General features: G+C 73.7%; 21 protein-coding genes and 1 pseudogene. 8 read left to right on the top strand and 14 right to left on the bottom strand.

The window, feature by feature from the left end:
* Window positions 1-20: 20 nt before the first annotated feature.
* The 4 genes from G7075_RS04560 to G7075_RS20170 are packed head-to-tail and all read right to left on the bottom strand — an operon-like array spanning window position 21 to window position 3,188.
* The gene (locus G7075_RS04560) at window positions 21-1,595 is read right to left on the bottom strand and encodes an ABC transporter permease (protein WP_166119301.1); all 1,575 of its coding nucleotides are present in this window, start codon (window positions 1,593-1,595) and stop codon (window positions 21-23) included.
* Window positions 1,592-2,524 (bottom strand): ABC transporter ATP-binding protein, encoded by a 933-nt coding sequence (locus G7075_RS04555; protein WP_166119299.1) that lies wholly within the window; start codon window positions 2,522-2,524, stop codon window positions 1,592-1,594. The genes G7075_RS04560 and G7075_RS04555 overlap by 4 nt, the downstream gene beginning before the upstream one ends.
* Window positions 2,521-2,841, bottom strand: coding sequence for a hypothetical protein (locus G7075_RS20175; protein ID WP_205860620.1), 321 nt, complete (start codon window positions 2,839-2,841; stop codon window positions 2,521-2,523). Before G7075_RS20175 ends, G7075_RS04555 begins: the two co-directional genes overlap by 4 nt.
* The gene (locus tag G7075_RS20170; protein WP_240917886.1) at window positions 2,784-3,188 is read right to left on the bottom strand and encodes a TetR/AcrR family transcriptional regulator; all 405 of its coding nucleotides are present in this window, start codon (window positions 3,186-3,188) and stop codon (window positions 2,784-2,786) included. The genes G7075_RS20175 and G7075_RS20170 overlap by 58 nt, the downstream gene beginning before the upstream one ends.
* 71 nt (window positions 3,189-3,259) lie before the next feature.
* Between G7075_RS20170 and G7075_RS04545 the strand changes: the two genes are divergently transcribed.
* Window positions 3,260-3,847 (top strand): N-acetyltransferase, encoded by a 588-nt coding sequence (locus G7075_RS04545; protein WP_166119296.1) that lies wholly within the window; start codon window positions 3,260-3,262, stop codon window positions 3,845-3,847.
* A 78-nt stretch (window positions 3,848-3,925) separates the two neighbouring features.
* Here the strand turns inward: G7075_RS04545 and G7075_RS04540 are convergent, their stop codons facing one another.
* Together G7075_RS04540 and G7075_RS04535 are read right to left on the bottom strand one after the other, a co-directional pair.
* On the bottom strand, window positions 3,926-4,591 hold the full coding sequence (locus G7075_RS04540; RefSeq protein WP_305849807.1) for a hypothetical protein: 666 nt from the start codon (window positions 4,589-4,591) through the stop codon (window positions 3,926-3,928).
* Window positions 4,592-5,424: 833 nt separating this feature from the next.
* Window positions 5,425-5,808 (bottom strand): LysM peptidoglycan-binding domain-containing protein, encoded by a 384-nt coding sequence (locus G7075_RS04535; RefSeq protein WP_166119294.1) that lies wholly within the window; start codon window positions 5,806-5,808, stop codon window positions 5,425-5,427.
* A 245-nt stretch (window positions 5,809-6,053) separates the two neighbouring features.
* On the opposite strand from G7075_RS04535, the gene lexA reads away from it, so the two are divergent.
* Window positions 6,054-6,767, top strand: a complete 714-nt coding sequence (gene lexA / locus G7075_RS04530; protein WP_240917885.1) for a transcriptional repressor LexA — start codon at window positions 6,054-6,056, stop codon at window positions 6,765-6,767.
* A 9-nt stretch (window positions 6,768-6,776) separates the two neighbouring features.
* Here the strand turns inward: lexA and G7075_RS04525 are convergent, their stop codons facing one another.
* Both G7075_RS04525 and G7075_RS04520 read right to left on the bottom strand, forming a co-directional pair.
* The gene (locus G7075_RS04525; RefSeq protein WP_166119291.1) at window positions 6,777-7,739 is read right to left on the bottom strand and encodes a succinylglutamate desuccinylase/aspartoacylase family protein; all 963 of its coding nucleotides are present in this window, start codon (window positions 7,737-7,739) and stop codon (window positions 6,777-6,779) included.
* Window positions 7,739-8,215 (bottom strand): ATP-dependent zinc protease, encoded by a 477-nt coding sequence (locus G7075_RS04520; RefSeq protein WP_166119289.1) that lies wholly within the window; start codon window positions 8,213-8,215, stop codon window positions 7,739-7,741. Before G7075_RS04520 ends, G7075_RS04525 begins: the two co-directional genes overlap by 1 nt.
* Window positions 8,216-8,241: 26 nt before the next feature.
* Here G7075_RS04520 and G7075_RS04515 point away from each other — a divergent pair, with 26 nt between their 5' ends.
* On the top strand, window positions 8,242-9,441 hold the full coding sequence (locus G7075_RS04515) for a RimK family alpha-L-glutamate ligase (protein WP_166119286.1): 1,200 nt from the start codon (window positions 8,242-8,244) through the stop codon (window positions 9,439-9,441).
* A gap of 3 nt (window positions 9,442-9,444) precedes the next feature.
* Here G7075_RS04515 and G7075_RS04510 read toward each other — a convergent pair whose 3' ends face one another.
* On the bottom strand, window positions 9,445-9,972 hold the full coding sequence (locus G7075_RS04510) for a GNAT family N-acetyltransferase (protein WP_166119284.1): 528 nt from the start codon (window positions 9,970-9,972) through the stop codon (window positions 9,445-9,447).
* Complete coding sequence (locus G7075_RS04505) at window positions 9,969-10,931, bottom strand: NAD-dependent protein deacetylase (protein ID WP_166119282.1); 963 nt, start codon at window positions 10,929-10,931, stop codon at window positions 9,969-9,971. Before G7075_RS04505 ends, G7075_RS04510 begins: the two co-directional genes overlap by 4 nt.
* Before the next feature lie 166 nt (window positions 10,932-11,097).
* On the opposite strand from G7075_RS04505, the gene G7075_RS04500 reads away from it, so the two are divergent.
* Window positions 11,098-12,051 (top strand): LysR family transcriptional regulator, encoded by a 954-nt coding sequence (locus tag G7075_RS04500; RefSeq protein ID WP_166119279.1) that lies wholly within the window; start codon window positions 11,098-11,100, stop codon window positions 12,049-12,051.
* Between the two features lie 16 nt (window positions 12,052-12,067).
* Here the strand turns inward: G7075_RS04500 and G7075_RS21965 are convergent, their stop codons facing one another.
* A complete protein-coding gene (locus tag G7075_RS21965; RefSeq protein WP_256378058.1) occupies window positions 12,068-13,453 on the bottom strand; it encodes a ComEC/Rec2 family competence protein in 1,386 nt (461 codons plus the stop codon).
* A 113-nt stretch (window positions 13,454-13,566) separates the two neighbouring features.
* Window positions 13,567-13,635 (bottom strand): annotated as a pseudogene (locus G7075_RS21960) (hypothetical protein); the annotation flags it as partial.
* A gap of 63 nt (window positions 13,636-13,698) precedes the next feature.
* On the opposite strand from G7075_RS21960, the gene G7075_RS04490 reads away from it, so the two are divergent.
* Window positions 13,699-15,147 (top strand): recombinase family protein, encoded by a 1,449-nt coding sequence (locus tag G7075_RS04490; RefSeq protein WP_166119276.1) that lies wholly within the window; start codon window positions 13,699-13,701, stop codon window positions 15,145-15,147.
* Here the strand turns inward: G7075_RS04490 and G7075_RS04485 are convergent.
* Complete coding sequence (locus G7075_RS04485; RefSeq protein ID WP_166119274.1) at window positions 15,144-15,380, bottom strand: hypothetical protein; 237 nt, start codon at window positions 15,378-15,380, stop codon at window positions 15,144-15,146. The genes G7075_RS04490 and G7075_RS04485 overlap by 4 nt on opposite strands.
* A gap of 166 nt (window positions 15,381-15,546) precedes the next feature.
* Complete coding sequence (locus G7075_RS04480; RefSeq protein ID WP_256378057.1) at window positions 15,547-15,855, bottom strand: helix-turn-helix transcriptional regulator; 309 nt, start codon at window positions 15,853-15,855, stop codon at window positions 15,547-15,549.
* A gap of 116 nt (window positions 15,856-15,971) precedes the next feature.
* On the opposite strand from G7075_RS04480, the gene G7075_RS04475 reads away from it, so the two are divergent.
* From G7075_RS04475 to G7075_RS04465, 3 genes are read left to right on the top strand one after another with little or no spacing between them, the layout of a single operon-like run.
* Window positions 15,972-16,208 carry a helix-turn-helix domain-containing protein gene (locus G7075_RS04475; protein ID WP_166119269.1) on the top strand — a complete coding sequence of 79 codons (237 nt, stop codon included), beginning with the start codon at window positions 15,972-15,974 and terminating at the stop codon, window positions 16,206-16,208.
* Window positions 16,205-16,360 carry a hypothetical protein gene (locus tag G7075_RS04470; protein WP_166119266.1) on the top strand — a complete coding sequence of 52 codons (156 nt, stop codon included), beginning with the start codon at window positions 16,205-16,207 and terminating at the stop codon, window positions 16,358-16,360. Before G7075_RS04475 ends, G7075_RS04470 begins: the two co-directional genes overlap by 4 nt.
* A complete protein-coding gene (locus tag G7075_RS04465) occupies window positions 16,357-16,719 on the top strand; it encodes a hypothetical protein (protein WP_166119264.1) in 363 nt (120 codons plus the stop codon). The genes G7075_RS04470 and G7075_RS04465 overlap by 4 nt, the downstream gene beginning before the upstream one ends.
* Window positions 16,720-16,782: the final 63 nt, after the last annotated feature.

Below are 16,782 nucleotides of genomic sequence, written 5' to 3'. Positions count from 1 at the left end.
CCGGCGACCTTACGGCGCGCTCAGCCGCGCGGGACGAGCCGGCGCCGGAAGCCCGCGAACCCGGTGCCGGCCAGCGCGGCCGCGACGAGGGTCAGCACGAGGAGCGCCGGGCGGGCGACCGCCCCGTCGGGCGGGGTGCCCACGTGCGTCGTCGGGGAGAGGTCGAGGACCCATCCGGGCAGCTGCAGGCCCGTGCCGAGGAGCGCGACGAACGCGACGAGCCCGACGACCACCCAGGCGAGCGGGTAGGCCCGTGGCGCCACCCCGAAGAGCGCGAGCGCCGCACCGAGGACGACGAGCACGGCCGGCACGAAGGCCAGGCCGGCGGCGGGCAGCGACCACAGGTAGGACTCCTCGCCGGTGGACCGGGCCGTGGTCAGGCCCAGGACCAGCGAGGAGGCGCCGAGGACGGCGACCAGCCCGCCACCGACGACGACGAGCTGGGCCCCCAGCCAGCGCCACCGCGAGGTCGTTCCGGCCAGCTGGGGCTCGAGACGGCCCTCGGTCTCCTCGCGGCGCAGGGTGCCGACCGCCTGCACCACGTAGCCGACCGCCACGACGGTCAGGAAGAGGACGACGACCGCGAGGAACCCGTCGGCCGGGTCGCCCCCGGAGATGGCGAGGTAGCCGCTGAGCGCGGGGTTGCCCTCGATCGCGGCCACGACCTCCTGCGCCAGCGAGCCCATGACCGCCGCGAGGACGACCGCACCCGTGAGCCATCCGGCGAGCGAGCCCCGGTGCACGACGAGCGCCAGGCCCACCGGGTGACGCAGCAGCGCGCCTGCCCGTCCCGGGCCGGCTCCGGCACGCCACCGGGCGCTGCCGAGGTCGCGGCGACCGGCGAGCACGACGGCCGCCCCGGCGAGCAGGGCCGCGCCGGCGAGCGGCACCGCGAGGACCCACCAGCGCTGTCCTGCGAAGGGTTCGGCCCGCTCCACCCAGGTGAGCGGCGAGAGCCAGGCCAGCCACCATCCCTCCACGTCACCCACGCCGCGCACGACGTACGCGAGCCCCAGCACGGCCAACGAGCCGGCGTACACGCCGCGGGCGTGGAGGACGACCTGGCCGAGGACCGCGGCCAGGGCCGCGAAGAGCAGCATCAACCCACCGAGCGCCGCCACGTAGAGGAGTGAGCCAGCTACCGGAAGGCCCGACGAGACGAGGGCGCCCACACCCCCGGCCACCACCAGGGCCACCACCGCGAGGACACCGAGGAGGGAGGCGACGAGGGGCGCCCGGCGGTCCATCCGCCCGGCGAGCAGCTGCTCGAGGCGCCCCGACTCCTCCTCCCGACGGGTGCTCCCGGCGACGAGGGCGATGCCGCAGAGCGGGAGGAGGACGGCGGCGACGAAGGCGAACTCGTCCTGCACGATGCCGCCCAGGGTGTCGATGCCGGCGACCCGCCCGTTGATGGCGACCAGCGCGTCGGTGGCGACGGCGCCCGAGTAGGTGGCCACCTTCGCCGGGCTGTCGTACAGACCGGCGACCGAGGTCGCCGTGGCCCACAGGCTGCCGACGAGGGCGACCAGCCAGAGGCCCGCCAGCCGCCGCCGCGTGCGCCACTGGATGCCGAGCGCGGCACCGAGGCCGGTCACGCGGCACCACCGGCCGGTGCGGGCGTCTCCTCCGGGTACCGGCGCAGGAAGAGTGAGTCCAGGCTCGGCGGGCGCACCGTGAGGGTCTGGATGCGGGCCGCGTGCAGCCGGCCGACGGTGGCATCGAGGTGGTCGGCGTCGACGGTGAAGCGCAGGTCGACCCCGCCCGCGGCGCGCCGCTCGACCTCGAGGTCGTCGACGCCCGCCAGGTCCGTGACGGCGGCCGGCTCGGTCGCGGTGACCGCGTGCACGACGGTCCGGGTGTGCCGGCGCAGGTCGGCGAGGGTGCCGGTCGTGACCAACCGACCGCGCCGGATGATGCTCACCCGGTCGGCGAGGGCCTCGACCTCACCGAGGACGTGGCTGGAGAGCAGGACCGTGGCGCCCTCGGCCCGCCGCTCGCGCACCACCTCCTGGAAGGTCTGCTCCATCAGCGGGTCGAGCCCCGAGGTCGGCTCGTCGAGGACGAGCAGGTCGGCGTCGGCGGCGAGCGCCGCGACGAGGGAGACCTTCTGCCGGTTGCCCTTCGAGTAGTCGCGCGCCCGCTGGGTCGGGTCCAGGGCGAAGCGCTCGAGGAGCTCGGCGCGGCGGGACTCGACGAGCCCGCCCCGGGCCGCGGCGAGGACGTCGAGGCACTGCCCACCGGTCAGCCCGGGCCACAGCGAGACATCGCCCGGCAGGTAGGCCATCCGGGCGTGCAGCCGGGGCGCGTCGACCCACGGGTCCCCGCCGAGCACGCGGACGGCCCCGGCATCGGCACGGACCAGACCGAGGAGGACCCGGATGGTCGTCGACTTCCCGGCGCCGTTCGGGCCGAGGAACCCGTGCACCTCCCCCGCGCGGACCTCGAGGTCCAGGCCGTCCAGGGCCCGGAGGGGCCCGAACTCCTTGACCAGGCCCTCGATGCGGATGACGTCGTCGGTGGTCATCGCCGCTCTCCTCCTGTCGTGTTGGTGCTGGTGTCGGCCGGGCCCACGAAGGCCCCATGGGCGTAGACGTCGATGCCCTCGGCCGCCCACCGGGCCATGCCGTCCGCGCTCAGCACGTCCTCGCCGAGCACCGCCTCCAGCTGGGGGGCGAGGAGCAGCACCGCGAGGTCGTTGGCGAGCAGGAAGGCCGCGCGCACGCGTCGGTCGGGGGCGGGGCGGGCCACCCCGGCGGCCTCGAGCCCCTCGAGCACGGCGAGCGTCATCGCGTGCCAGCGGGCGACGAGGGCCGTGCCAGCCGGGTCTCCCGAGAGCAGCAACCGGCGGAGGTAGGCGGGCAGGGGGAACCGGGGGGCAACCCCGCGGCGAACACCTCGGCGAGGGAGGCCGTGCCTTCGCCGGTCAGGGCCTCGGCCGCACCGGGCTCCCCGAGCTGCGCGAGCATCGCGTCGAAGACCCCCGCCGCGTGCTCGTCGACGGCCGCCCGCAACCCGCCCTTGCTGCCGTAGTGGTGCAGCACGAGGGCCGGTGACACACCGGCCGCGGCCGCGATCTCGCGGACGGTGACGGCGTCGGGACCCCGCTCGGCGAAGAGCCGGAGGGCGGTGTCCCGGATGGTCGCGCGAGCGGTGCGGTCCGGGTCCGTCGGTGGGTGCGCTGTACGCATGTTCAATATACTAAACATCTGTTCAGTCTCTGTCCATCACGCCCTGACGGTGTCGCGTGCTTGCATGGGTCATGGCCACGCCGCAGTGGGAGTCCCATCCCGTCACGCCCGACCGGTTCGAGCACTTCGCCGACGTCATCAACCCCAACCGCCGGGAGACGCACTGCTGGTGCCTCTCGCACCGGCTGCGCGCCCAGGACATCGAGGAGCTCGGCCAGGGCAGCCGCGAGGAGGCCGCGCGTCAGCTGTGCGGACGCCAGGACCCACCCGGGGTCGTCACCTACCTCGACGGCACACCGGTCGGCTGGTGCAACATCGGCGCGCGCTCCGACATCCCGCGGCTGGTGCACAGCACGAAGATCCGTCCGGTCGACGACGTCCCGGTCTGGAGCATCATCTGCGTCGTGGTCCGGGGCGGCCACCGGAGGAAGGGCGTCACCGGGCACCTCATCGAGGGGGCCGTCGAGTACGCCGCGTCGCGCGGTGCACCGGCTGTCGAGGCCTACCCGGTCGACCCGGGCGCGAAGCGGATGGACCTGACGATGGCCTTCGTCGGCACCCGCTCGATGTTCGAGAAGGCGGGGTTCGAGGTCATCGGCCGGACCGACGCCCTCGCCAGCAAGATGCCCCGCTTGGTGATGCGCCGGACGTTGGGCTGACACACGCCCGTCCGACACGCACCGGGGGCCGGGTGCGTTGTGGCGACCCGGCCCCCGTGCGTTCGTGGGACGTGCGGCTCAGAGCTCGGGACCCTTGGCGCGCACCTTGTCGACCTCGGTCATCGCCTCGCGCAGCTCGCCCAGCCAGGCCTCGGCGTGGTCGCCGACGAGCCGGACGCACCAGCCGAGGGCGTCGCTGCGGGAGCGGGCGACACCGGCGTCGACGAGGGTGTCGAGGACGGTGCGCTCGGGCTGGCGCAGGCGGGTCATCACCGGGACGGCGAGGTGGGTGAACAGGGCGGTCGTCTCCCCGACGCGGGCGCCCCACGAGACGGTGCGGCCGTAGCGGGCCTGCGCCTCGTCGGCGACGACCATCCGCTGCTCGCGGGTCTCGGCGCGGAAGCGGCCGATGCGGCCCTCGGCCTCGGCGGCCTCGGTGCCGGGCTCGACCCCGCTGAGGGAGCCGATCACGGTGATCTCCTCGCGGTCGACGGTGACGTCGACGTCGTCGAACCACCCGTCGGGCAGCCGGCCGGCGAACCACTGCGCGGCGTCGTCGGCGTCGGGCAGGTCGCCCTGCTGCCAGCCGCCGGGACGACCGGGGCCGCGACCGCGGCGGCCGCCGGGACCGCCGCCGGGGCCGGGACGCACCCGCGGGCCGCGGTGGGGGCCGAAGCCGGCACCACGGGGGCCGCGGCGGGGTCCGGCGTCGGGTGAACCAGGGGTGAAGGATGGGATTCGCATGATGTCCTCCTTGCAGGTATTACGTGATTACATCATTCCAAAACGCGGAGGCATGCGGAACTGTTCCCGGACCCGGGACGTCGGGCGACGGGTGCGGTGGTTCGTGGGTGGTGGGTGGTGGCAGGGGAGCCGGAGGTGGGGCCGCCCCCACCCGCCGCGGTCGGAGAGCCACGGGTGGGGGCGGGCCTGCGAACCCGAGCGACGCGGGATCACATACCTCCCTGCCGGCAGCGATCCCGCGCCGACGGGCCCCTCGTCAGTCCCGCCGAAGCGGTCCCGACGAGGAGTGCGGCCCGGAAACCCTCTGTGTATCCCCGGGCCGCACGTCCTACTCCCCCGGACTGAGGCTCTGGTGGACGAGCGCTGCCGTGAAGGCTCCGTGCCACCCTCCCGAGGACGCGACACCGCGGGCTCCGCACCCACACGACCACAGCCACCGACCCTGGACGCCGCACTGGACGACCGGGTGGTGGGTGGCTCGGTAGGTGCTGCGCCGACGGGTCTGCATACCCGAAGTCTCCGGTGGGTGCCCCCCGCGTCGCACGACCCGCGGCCCTCCCCGGTCCGGTCAGCGGGTGATTGCGGCAGGTCGGTGGATGCGTCCTCGTCCGTTCGGCCGAGGGTGGGAGGCGGATGGGGTCCGTGGGACGTCACGCTCCACCGAATCCGCCTCTCCCGCCGTGAGAGACCCACGACCACGCGGACCGGGTGACAGCACGAAGGGCGTCGCCTCTCCTGCACGGGAGGCGACGCCCTTCGGCGTCCTGAGCCGGGTCGAGGGACTCGGACGAGTGATCCCGCGGCCGCCCTGCGCGGCCGCGGGAGGTGTGGGGTCAGCCGCGGGGGATGACCAGCTGCTGCCCGGCGCTGACGCGCGCGGTGCTCAGCTTGTTGGCGACCTGGATGGCGACGATGCCCTGGTCGACCGAGAGGTTGGGCAGCTCGGCGGCGGCGATCTCGGAGAGGGTCTGCCCACCGCCGACGGTGATGGTGTGGGCGGGCTCGGTGGCCCCGGCCCCTCCCGTGGCGCGCACGCCCAGGACCCCGGCGAGGACCACCGCGGCGAGGACGAGCAGGACGAGCCGGCCACGCGCCGTGAGACGCAGGCCGACCTCGGGCTCGGCACCCTCGCCGCCGCCCGCGATGACGACCAGCCGGGGCCGCTGCGGTGCCGGGGCGATGCTGCCGGGGTGCTCCCACGCGATCGCACTCATCATGTCCTCCATCCCGGCCGCCAGGGGGCCGTCGAACCGGTGTTCGATAGAACGTCTGTACGAGTTGTAGCACGGATGTTCGAGCCGGACAAGACACGCGTCGAAAGAATGTTTGAATTCTCTGTTCGACGCCCGTACGCTGTCCTCATGCGGAACAGACTGCACGGCAGCACCGACAAGCCGTCTGACCTGCACAAACACCACCAGGCGGGTCCGCACCAGGACGCGCCGGCACCGAAGGGGTCGTGATGGCACGTCCGAGGAACGCCGACATCCACGAGATGCCCGACCGCGGTGACGGGGGCGAGCTGACGCACCGCCAGCGCAAGGTCCTCGAGGTCATCCGCAACGCCGTCGACCGGCACGGCTACCCCCCGAGCATGCGCGAGATCGGCGAGGCCGTGGGGCTCACCTCCCCCAGCTCGGTGGCCCACCAGCTCTCCGCGCTCGAGCGCAAGGGCTACCTGCGCCGCGACCCCAACCGCCCGCGGGCCATCGAGGTCGTCTCCCCCGACCGCGAGGGCGCCGGCTACCGCCGCACCGAGCCGGACGACGTCGACGTCACCGGCATCGGCGACAGCCGGCCCGAGGCGTCCTACGTGCCGGTCCTCGGCCAGATCGCCGCCGGGGTGCCCATCACCGCCGAGGAGGTCGTCGAGGACGTCTTCCCGCTGCCGAAGCAGATCGTCGGCGAGGGGTCGCTGTTCCTCCTCAAGGTCGTCGGTGAGTCGATGGTCGACGCGGCGATCTGCGACGGCGACTGGGTCGTCGTGCGCCAGCAGCCGACCGCCGAGAACGGTGACATCGTCGCGGCGATGCTCGACAACGAGGCCACCGTCAAGACGTTCAAGCGGCGCGACGGCCACGTCTGGCTGATGCCGCACAACCCGGCCTTCGACCCGATCGACGGCGACCACGCGACGATCCTCGGCAAGGTCACGGCGGTGCTGCGACGGGTCTGAGCAGCCCCCTCAGTCCTCGACCTCGGCGATGTGCACCACGGCGTCGCCCGAGGTGACGACCGGCGCCTCGGTGCGTCCGATGACCACGCCCGCGCGGTTGGCGTGCACGAGGCGCACGCGCTTGCCGAAGGAGTCGAACAGACCCCCAAGGCGCTCCCCCTCGGCCACCCGCTGGCCCAGGGCCACCTCGAGGTGCAGCATCCCGGTCCCGCGGGCGCGCACCCATCCGCTGCGGAACGACACGGCCGACGGCGGGGGCGGGTCCTCGGCCACCGGGTCGGTCATCCCGAGGGCGGCGAGCACCCGGCGTACCCCGAGCACCCCGGCGTCGACGGCCCAGCGGTCCATCCGCCAGGCCTCCCCTGCCTCGTAGAGCAGCACCGCCGCACCGTGCTCGCGCGCCGCCCCCCGCAGGGAGCCGTCGCGCAGCTTGGCGTTGAGCATCACCGGGGCGGCGAACGCCTCGGCCAGCGACCGGGTGCGCGGGTCCTCGAGGTCGGCGCGCACCTGCGGCAGGTTGCTGCGGCGGTCCGAGCCGGTGTGCAGGTCGATGCCCACCTCGCACTTGTCGACGACCTCGGTCATGAACAGGTGGGCGATGCGCCCGGCGAGCGAGCCGCGGGGTGCACCGGGGAACGACCGGTTGAGGTCGCGCCGGTCCGGGAGGTAGCGGTCGCCGTTCATGAACCCGAGGACGTTGACGATGGGCACGGCGATCACGGTGCCGCGCACCGTCTTCGGGTCGAGCCCGGCGAGCACCTGGCGGATCACCTCGACGCCCACCGCCTCGTCGCCGTGGATGGCGGCGTCGACCCAGACGGTCGGCCCCTCCTCGCGGCCGTGGACGACGCGCACCGGCAGGTCGACGTCGGCGCCGGTGACGAGCCGGGTGATCGGCAGGGCCAGCGACTGGGAGCGACCGGCCCGCACCCGCACCCCTCCGATCTCGAAGGACGGCCGCAGCCGGGCCATCAGCCCGCGCCCCGGTTGCGCCGACGCAGCCGCAGCGGCGGACGGCCCCCGAGGTAGGAGGCGCCGGGGTCGACGGCGTAGCCCTGGCGCAGCGCCTCCCGGCCGACGAGCATCCGGAAGCCCATCTCGTCGCGGCGGGCCAGCGTCACCTCGACCGGGAGGGTTCGCCCCACGAGCGTGAGGTCGAGGGCGACGACGAGCCGCTCCTCGGAGTGGCCCGAGGACGAGCGCACCTCGCGGGTGTCGAGCACCGGGCACTCGACGTCGACGGCGTCCTCGTCGGACTTCTGCCACGGGTGGACGCTGAAGCGCACCCAGCGCTCGCCCTCGCGCGTCGTCTCCTCGAGGTCGAAGGCGTGGATGGCCGAGGAGCGGGCCCCGGTGTCGAGCTTGGCCTTCACCCAGGGAACTCCGACACCCGGGAGGCTCACCCACTCCCGCCATCCTGCGAGGGTGTAGGAATGGCTGTCCGTCACCGTCCGTCCTCTCCGACCGGGAAACCATGAAGCTCGCGATCCTGTCCCGCGCGCCTCGCTCGTACAGTACGCAGCGCCTGCGCACCGCCGCCCTCGACCGGGGTCACGAGGTCAAGGTCCTCAACACCCTCCGGTTCGGCATCGACCTCTCCGGCGACGAGCCCGACCTGCAGTTCCGCGGCAAGCCGCTGTCGACGTACGACGCCATCCTGCCGCGAATCGGCAACTCCATCACCTACTTCGGCACGGCCGTCGTGCGTCAGTTCGAGCAGATGGACGTCTACACGCCGAACACCTCGTGGGGCATCGCGAACTCGCGGGACAAGCTGCGGGCCACCCAGATCCTGTCGCGGCACCACATCGGGATGCCGCCGACGACGTTCGTGCGCGACCGGGCCGACGTCATCCCGGCGATCGAGCGGGTCGGCGGCGCCCCGGTGGTCATCAAGCTGCTCGAGGGGACGCAGGGCATCGGGGTCATCCTGGCGCCGACGATCAAGGTCGCCGAGGCGATCATCGAGACGCTGCAGTCGACGAAGCAGAACGTGCTCATCCAGCGGTTCGTCAAGGAGAGCAAGGGCCGCGACATCCGCGCGCTCGTCGTGGGCGACCGGGTGGTCGCCGCGATGCGCCGCGTGGCCAAGGGCGACGAGTTCCGGTCCAACGTGCACCGCGGCGGGTCGGTCGAGCCGGTCGAGCTCGACCCCGCGTTCGAGCGGGCGGCGGTGCGCTCGGCGCAGATCATGGGGCTGCGGTTCGCCGGCGTCGACATGCTCGAGGGGCTCGACGGGCCGCAGGTGATGGAGGTCAACTCCTCCCCCGGGCTCGAGGGCATCGAGACGGCGACCAAGCTCGACGTCGCGGGCGCCATCATCGACCACATCGACAACCAGGTGGCCTTCCCGGAGATCGACGTGCGCCAGCGGCTCACGGTGTCGACGGGCTACGGCGTGGCCGAGATCGCGGTGCACGAGGCGTCCGACCTCGTCGGGAAGTCGTTGGCGGAGAGCGGTCTTCGCGAGCGTGACATCACCGCGCTGACGCTGCACCGCGGGACGGCGGTCATCCCCAACCCGAACGGGCACCACCTGCTCGAGTCCGGCGACCGGCTCCTGTGCTTCGGCAAGCTCGAGGAGATGCGCTCGATGATCCCCAACCGCCGACGGCGCTCGCGCAAGGTCAAGAAGCTGCCGAAGGAGCCGATCCACGACCCGCGCCCGGAGTGAGGGTCAGGCGTCGGCCCGGGCGTCCGGGCGCATCCTCTGCCAGAACGCGGTGTCGACCCAGTCGCCGAACTTGTGGCCGACCTCGCGCAGCGTGCCGACGGGCTCGAAACCGGTGGCCCGGTGCAGGGCCTCGCTCGCCGGGTTCGGCTGGGCGATGACCGCGATGCAGGTGTGGATGCCGTCGGCGTCGACGCGGGCCAGCAGCTCGTCGTAGAGCCGGCGGCCGAGGCCCTGCCCGCGCGCGGACGCGTCGAGGTAGACCGACAGCTCGCGGGTGCCGTCGTACGCGGCGCGCGGGCGGTAGGTGCCGCTGAACGCGTAGCCGTGCACCGTGCCCATCGGGTCGACGGCCACGAGCACGTGGTCGCCCGGCCGGTCGGAGGCCAGGTACCCGGCGTAGTGGTCGTCCGGTCGGTGCTCGACGTCGAAGGTCGACACCGCGTGGTCGACGGCGTGGTTGTAGATGCGCACCATCCCGGCGAGGTCCTGCGCTGTGGCGGAACGGATCTCGAGCTCGGTCGGGTCGCTCACGCGGCGTCCTCGTCGCGCAGGAGCCGCTCGAGGGTCGGGGCGAGCGGGGCGTCGACCCGCAGGGTCATGTGCTCGTCGCCACGGGTCGGGCCACGCGTCACGCCGACGACCGGGATGCCGCGCCGGGCCGCGTGCCGGACGAAGCGCAACCCGGACATCACCGCGAGCGACGAGCCGAGGACCAGCAGGGCCGGCGCGGCGTCGGTGAGGGCGAAGCAGGCGTCGACCCGTTCGCGCGGCACGGAGCCGCCGAAGAAGACGACGTCGGGCTTGAGGGTGTCGGCGCCGCAGACGAGGCAGAGCGGGAGGCGGAAGCCGGCGACGGCGGCATCGGGCAGCACGACGTCACCGTCGGGGCGGATCTGGCTGCTGACCTGCGAACCGTCGGGGGCCGCCCCCCGGACCTGCTCCTCGAAGCCGGGGTTGGCCTCGACCATCCGGGCCTGGAGCAGCTCGCGGTCGGTGCGGTCGCCGCAGGTGAGGCAGACGACGTCGGCGAGGGACCCGTGCAGCTCGGTGACCGCGGGGCTGCCGGCGGCCTGGTGCAGGCCGTCGACGTTCTGGGTGATGACGGCGCCGAGGGTGCCGACCTGCTGGAGCGCGGCGACCGCCCGGTGGCCGGCGTTGGGCTCGGCCCGGCTGAAGCGCTGCCAGCCGACGAACGAGCGGGCCCAGTACCTCTGCCGGTTGTCGGTCGAGGCGCAGAACTCGCCGTGCTGCATCGGCATCACCCGGCGGGTGCCGTCGCGGCCGCGGTAGTCGGGGATGCCCGAGTCGGTGGACATCCCGGCGCCCGTGAGGACGAGGGTGCCGGGGTGCTCGCGCAGGAGGGCGGCGAGGTGGTCGACGGCCGCGGGGTCGCGGGCCGCGTCGGGCAGGGTGCGGGTGGCCCAGGGCGGGGTGACGCCGACCTCGTCGCGCGCGGACGGGACCGCGGTCGGGGTGGGGACGTCCGGCATGCCGTCCAGTATCGCCCGGCCGGCCGACACCGACCCACCGGAGGCGAGGGCGCTCGTGGTCGCCCGCGCGACCGTCTGCGCACTCGACTCGGGGCGGGGCAGGGCTCGGATGACGCCGTGTTGCGAGGTCGGCCGGGTCGATAACACGGGCTTATAGGATGGGGTCATGATCGACGCCGCCGGACTGCGCGTGATGCGCGCCATCGCCGAGGAGGGCAGCTTCACCGCCGCCGCCGCGGCCCTCGGGTACACCCAGCCCGCGATCTCGCAGATGGTCCGCCGGCTCGAGCAGCGCACCGGCACGGTGCTCGTCGAGCGCATCGGGCGCAACGTGCGGCTCACCGAGGCGGGCCTGGTGCTCGCCCGGCACGCCGGCCCGGTGCTCGCCGCGCTCGACGCCGCCGAGGAGGAGGTCGCGGCCATCGCCGGGCTGCGCAGCGGCCGGGTGCGGCTCATGGCCTTCCCGTCGGCCTCGGCCACGCTCGTGCCCCGCGCCCTCTCGCTCGTCAAGCAGCGCTTCCCCGACGTGAACATCAGCTTCACCGAGGCCGAGCCGCCGGAGAGCCTCGCCGCGCTCAAGGCCGGCGAGTGCGACCTCGCCGTCGCCTTCGCCTACGAGGGCACCGACGTCGCCCGCGGCGAGGAGGACCTCGACGCCTTCGAGATCACGCCGCTGCTCGACGACGAGGTCCGCCTGGCCGTGCCGCGCTCGCACCCGGTCGCCGAACAGACCACCGTGCACCTCGGCGACCTGTCGGCCGACCCGTGGATCGCCGGCTGCCCCCGGTGCCGCGGCCACCTCGTCCAGCTCGCCGACGCCGCCGGCTTCCGCCCCGACGTCGCGTACGAGACCGAGGACTACGTCGCGGTGATGGGCCTGGTCGCCGAGGGCCTCGGCGTGGCGCTCATCCCCGACCTCATCCTCCGCACGGTGCACCACGGCGACGTCGTGGCCCTGCCGATGGAGCCGGCCTCGCGCCGCACCATCACGGCCGTGACGACCTCCGACCTCGGCCGCGTGCCGGCCGTCCGGGCCACCCTCGACGCGCTCATCGAGAGCGCCCGGTCGCAGTCGACCGCGCCGACGACGCGCCTGCCGGAGCCGACCTTCTCCATCTGACGCCCGCCACCCCTCGTCAGCGGGAGGTCACGACCCGCACGCCCTCACCGTCCTCGACGAGGGCGACGTCGCCGCGCTGGTCGGTGCGGTACACCGCGTAGCCGAGCCGCCGCAGCAGGGCCAGGTGCTTCGCGGTGGGGTGGCCGTAGTCGTTGTCGGCGCCCACGCTGATGACGCCGACCGGCGCGCGGACCGCGGCCATGAGCTCCTCGTCGAGGTTGGCGCTGCCGTGGTGCGGGGTCTTGACGAGCTCGAACCCGTGCGCGGCGACGGACATCGCGGGGTCGCGCCGGAGCCGGAGCAGCAGGTCGTGGGCCGCCTCGCGCTCGACGTCGCCGAGGAGCAGGGCGTCGACGTCGCCCGTGCGCACCGCGAGCACGACGCTCGCGTTGTTGGGCACCGAGCCCTCACCGATGCGCCGCCAGGGGCTCCACACGACGGCGTCGAGCTCGCCGAGCGTGATGCGGTCGCCGGCGTGCAGCGGGGTGACGGGGACCCCGTGCGCCCGGGCCAGCCGGTCGACGCCCGCAGCTGCGTCGGCCGGCTCGCGCACGGGGCACACGAGCAGCTGGCGCACCTCGCGACCCCCGAACACACCGGCCAGCCCGTCGACGTGGTCGGCGTGGAAGTGGGTGAGGACGACGGCGTCGATGGTCTGCACCCCGAGCCGGTCGAGGCAGCCGTCGACGAGGGGTGGGTCGGGTCCGGTGTCGACGAGGACGGCGTGACCCGGGGCGCTGCGGACCACGACGGCGTCGCCCTGCCCGACGTCGCACATGACCACCCGCCAGCCGGGCGGCGGTCCGGTGACGACCCGGGTCGGGACGAGCAGCGCGCCCGCGAGCGCGACCACCCCGAACGCGATGATCGGGTGGCGGCCGACCCGGGCGACGAGCGCGCGGCCGGTGAGCAGCACGAGCGCGACGAGCGCCGCGAGGAGCAGCGCACCCGGCGGGCCGTCGGGCCAGGGCAGGGTGCCGCCCGGCACCCCGGCGAACACGCGGGCGACCCGGGCGATGCCGGCCGTGGGCACCACGCCGACCCAGGCGACGAGCTCGGCGCCGCGTGCCCACACCAGCGACACGACGGACGCCGACACCCCGGCGACGGTGGCCACCGGCACGAGCGGCGCGGCCAGGAGGTTGGCGACGACCCCGACGACGCTCACCGAGCCCTGCAGCAACACGATGACCGGGGCCGTCATGGCCTGCGCCGCGACGGGCACCGCGAGCGCCGGCCCGAGCGGCGCGAGCCGGCGGGGCAGCCGCGAGCCCACGGCCTCGCCCCACGGTCGCGTGAAGAGCAGCAGGCCGAGGGTGGCGAGGGTGGACAGGACGAACCCGTAGGAGCGGGCCAGCCACGGGTCGAGGACGAGCACGAGCACGACCGCGCCGCCGAGCACCGGCAGCCCGGCCGACCGCTTCGAGCGGCTGAGCCCGAGCAGCCCGATGGCCCCATCGCCGCCGCCCGCACGACGCTGGGCTCAGGGCGCGCGAGCACGACGAACCCGGCCAGCGCCAGCCCGGCGAGCCACGGCCGCGCGCGCCTCGGCACCCCGACCACGGCGCACGACCCGAGCACCATCCCGACGACGACAGCCACGTTGCTGCCGTCAAACGCTGAGTTGTGGGTGTTATGTTACCACCCATGCGAGCCGCGATCTATGCCCGTGTGAGCCGGGACGCCAGGAAGCAGGGCCGCTCGGTCGCCGAGCAGGTCGAGGAGTGCACGGCGTGGGCCGAGCGAGAGGGTTGGGACGTCGTCGAGGTGATCGACGAGACGGGCTCGGCCTCGAGGTACGCGCGCAGCACCGGCGCTCGCCAACGGTGGGGCGAGCTGGTCGCGCTTGTGGCCTCGGGTCGCATCGAGGTGCTGCTGACGTGGGAGCACTCCCGCGCGCTGAGGACCCTCGAGGACTACACCGACCTGAGGAACCTCTGCTCTAAGCACGGCGTCGCGTGGGGGTACACCGGGACCTTGTACGACATGACGAAGCGCGACGCTCGCTTCCGCACGGGCCTCGACGCACTGCTCGCCGAGGACGAGTCGGCGCGCACCAGCGATCGGCTGCGCCGCAACGTCCGCTCTCGAGCCGCTGCTGGCCATCCTCACGGCAAGCTGCCGTACGGCTACCGCCGCGAGTACGACGCCACGACCGGCGCGCTGCTGCGCCAGGTCCCCGACGACCCCCGCGTCGTCGACGGCGAGGAGGTCGCCGGCACCGCCCCGCTCGCGCGCGAGATCATCGAGCGGGTGGGCCACGGCGAGACCCTCTACCGGATCGCCCAAGACCTCACGCTGCGCGGGGTGCCTCTCCCCCGGCCGGCCCGCACCCGGCACGACAAGGCGGCGTGGCTGCCCACCACCGTGAAGCGGATCGCGAGCAACCCCGCCTACGTCGGTCTACGCGTGCACCGCGGCGAGGTCGTCGGACAAGCGTCGTGGGCGGCCCTCGTCGACGAGGCGACGTGGGAGCGCGCGCAGGCGGCGCTCGAGCAGATGGGCCGCGGCCGGCCGCGGGTCGACCGCTCGGTGAAGTGGCTGCTGTCCGGCATCGCCCGGTGCGGCGCCTGCGGCGGGCCGATGATCCACCACGTCAACCGCGGATCGAGCACCTACCTGTGCAAGTACTGCATGGGCGTGACTCGTGTCCAGGAGCCGGTCGACGAGCTGGTTATCGACCGGCTCCTGCAGGTCCTCGCCCACCTCGACAACGAGCCGGCCACAGACAGGCCGTCACCCGAGCTGACCGCGGCCGTCGACGAGCTGGCGGCGCTACGCGCTCGCCGTGAGTCGTTCATCGACCAGGCGGCCGACGGGTCGATTGCGCCGGCAACGCTCGCCAAGGTCGAGGCGAAGCTGCGACCGAGGATCGAGGAGAAGGAGCGGCTGGTGCGGACGCTCCGCCGGCCCTCGGTGCTCTCTGGGTTGGACCTGAGCGACCCTCGCGCCCTATGGGAACGGCTCGACATCGGCCAGCGGCGCTCGCTGCTCGCTGCGACGCTCGAGGTGACCATCCAGCCGGCCGGGCGTGGTCGGCGGATCTTCGACCCCACGCTGATCGAGGTCCTCCCCGCTGGTAGCGCGCGAGGCTAGATCCTCTCGGTGGCGGCGCGACGGCCGTCACGGAACCCGACGGCGTAGGCCCGCCGCGCGTCTGAGAGCAGAGCCGCGCTCGCGGCGATGATGGCGAAGCCGGCCCCCAGGGCCAGGCCGACGCCGTACCCGGCAGCCCGGGTGGCCAGCGGGCCGGCATCCAGCCAGGTGTAGAGGACCAGCCCCCACCCGGCCAGAGAGACGACAGCGGCGAAAACCTTGAGCGAGAGCATGGTTCGTAACCCCCTAGGGCGTCGGTAACAGAGGCGCGTCCTGGGACCCATGCCGGCGGGCTCTTTCACCGGCCCCCTCCAGGGCGACCTCTGCAGACTAGATCGACTAGCCGACGGCCGGTGTGGAGTTGGTCACCCTAACGAAACCGAGACCGATCCGTGACCCTCAGAGGTCGACGCCGTGCTCGCGCCGCGCCTCGTCGACGCGCTCGCGGCCGCTGGGCGTCAGTCCGTCGATGTGCCTGTCGCGACCGGCCCGGGCGCGGTCGATCTCCATCATCATGTGCGGCAGGCTCCACCCGAAGGCATCGGCGATCGCTTCGGCGTCCTCGACGAAGAACTTCGAGACCCCGGACATCTTGCGGGACATCGTCGCCTTGGACACACCCCACCGTCGCGCCAGCTCGGCGTCGCTCATGCCACGTTGCTCGAGTTCGCGACGGATGACTTCCGCCGTCGCAGCTGAGGTGTTCACACCGCCACGGTAGCGGGGTCACGGTTCTGCACGGATGGGTACCAGTACCTACCAGCCCGAAAATGTCCGAGTGTTCCACTTGTGTAATCCGAGCGGATGAGGTTACCGTTCCACTTATGGAACGCCACTCAAACGCCCGGACCACGCAGGCTGTCGCCGCGAACGTCCGGGCCGAGCTGGCCCGCAGGAACATCCAGCAGCAGGAGCTGGCGGCAGCGCTCGGCTGGTCGAAGGTTACGACCTACCGCCGGCTCACGGGGCAGCTTCGCTGGTATGTCGACGACGTCACCGCCGTGGCCGACTTCCTGGGCATCCCCTCGCACTTCCTGATGCCTGCCGAGGCCGTCGCATGAGCGCCCAGCCGGCACGGGTCGAGCCCGAGACCGCGCAGCAGTGGTGGGCCCGTGTCCTGCGCGAGCACGGCGAGCCCCCGCAGCACGTCCGTGACGCGTACGCGACCGCGCGCCGTTCCGTCGCCGTCCCGGCCTCGAGGGGGCGTTCGTGATGGCGCTCGCGGCCCGTACCGACGCGCGCGGCTTCGTCCGCTGCGAGGCCTGCGGTCAGCGCTTCAAGGTCCACCACAGCTGCCGCGTGAGCGCGCTCGGCTACACCCCGCGCCGGCCCGACGGCTTCCAGGAACTCGTCGACGAGGCCGCGGCTGAGGAGCGCGCGGCCAAGGCCGCCGGCGACCAGCTGACGATCGACGACCTCGCGCTGGCGTGCACCCGCTGCGGCAGCACCGACCGGCACGTCGACGAGGACTCCGGCCTGTGTACGAAGTGCATGGCCGCCGACGCCCGCGAGCAGGCCGCGCGCGTCGCGGACTGGTACGCCCCGGGCGGCCCCGGCCGCTCTCCGCCCTAGACCCGGGGCGGCCGCCACCCCTGTGTCGGGTCCGGGCTCACCACGCGCAGCTGTAGGGGCAGC

The sequence above is a fragment of the Phycicoccus sp. HDW14 genome (genome assembly GCF_011383005.1).
GTDB lineage: Bacteria > Actinomycetota > Actinomycetes > Actinomycetales > Dermatophilaceae > Phycicoccus.
The sequence above is the reverse complement of the archived record's forward strand: the minus strand, read 5'-3'. Positions and strand labels throughout refer to the sequence as shown.

Coding starts and splice junctions, on each gene's coding strand:
- G7075_RS04555 (WP_166119299.1), bottom strand. CDS start 2,524: ATGACCACCGACGACGTCATCCGCATCGAGGGCCTGGTCAAGGAGTTC.
- G7075_RS20170 (WP_240917886.1), bottom strand. CDS start 3,188: ATGCGTACAGCGCACCCACCGACGGACCCGGACCGCACCGCTCGCGCG.
- G7075_RS04545 (WP_166119296.1), top strand. CDS start 3,260: ATGGCCACGCCGCAGTGGGAGTCCCATCCCGTCACGCCCGACCGGTTC.
- G7075_RS04540 (WP_305849807.1), bottom strand. CDS start 4,591: ATGCGAATCCCATCCTTCACCCCTGGTTCACCCGACGCCGGACCCCGC.
- G7075_RS04535 (WP_166119294.1), bottom strand. CDS start 5,808: ATGATGAGTGCGATCGCGTGGGAGCACCCCGGCAGCATCGCCCCGGCA.
- lexA (WP_240917885.1), top strand. CDS start 6,054: ATGGCACGTCCGAGGAACGCCGACATCCACGAGATGCCCGACCGCGGT.
- G7075_RS04525 (WP_166119291.1), bottom strand. CDS start 7,739: ATGGCCCGGCTGCGGCCGTCCTTCGAGATCGGAGGGGTGCGGGTGCGG.
- G7075_RS04515 (WP_166119286.1), top strand. CDS start 8,242: ATGAAGCTCGCGATCCTGTCCCGCGCGCCTCGCTCGTACAGTACGCAG.
- G7075_RS04505 (WP_166119282.1), bottom strand. CDS start 10,931: ATGCCGGACGTCCCCACCCCGACCGCGGTCCCGTCCGCGCGCGACGAG.
- G7075_RS04500 (WP_166119279.1), top strand. CDS start 11,098: ATGATCGACGCCGCCGGACTGCGCGTGATGCGCGCCATCGCCGAGGAG.
- G7075_RS04490 (WP_166119276.1), top strand. CDS start 13,699: ATGCGAGCCGCGATCTATGCCCGTGTGAGCCGGGACGCCAGGAAGCAG.
- G7075_RS04485 (WP_166119274.1), bottom strand. CDS start 15,380: ATGCTCTCGCTCAAGGTTTTCGCCGCTGTCGTCTCTCTGGCCGGGTGG.
- G7075_RS04475 (WP_166119269.1), top strand. CDS start 15,972: ATGGAACGCCACTCAAACGCCCGGACCACGCAGGCTGTCGCCGCGAAC.
- G7075_RS04470 (WP_166119266.1), top strand. CDS start 16,205: ATGAGCGCCCAGCCGGCACGGGTCGAGCCCGAGACCGCGCAGCAGTGG.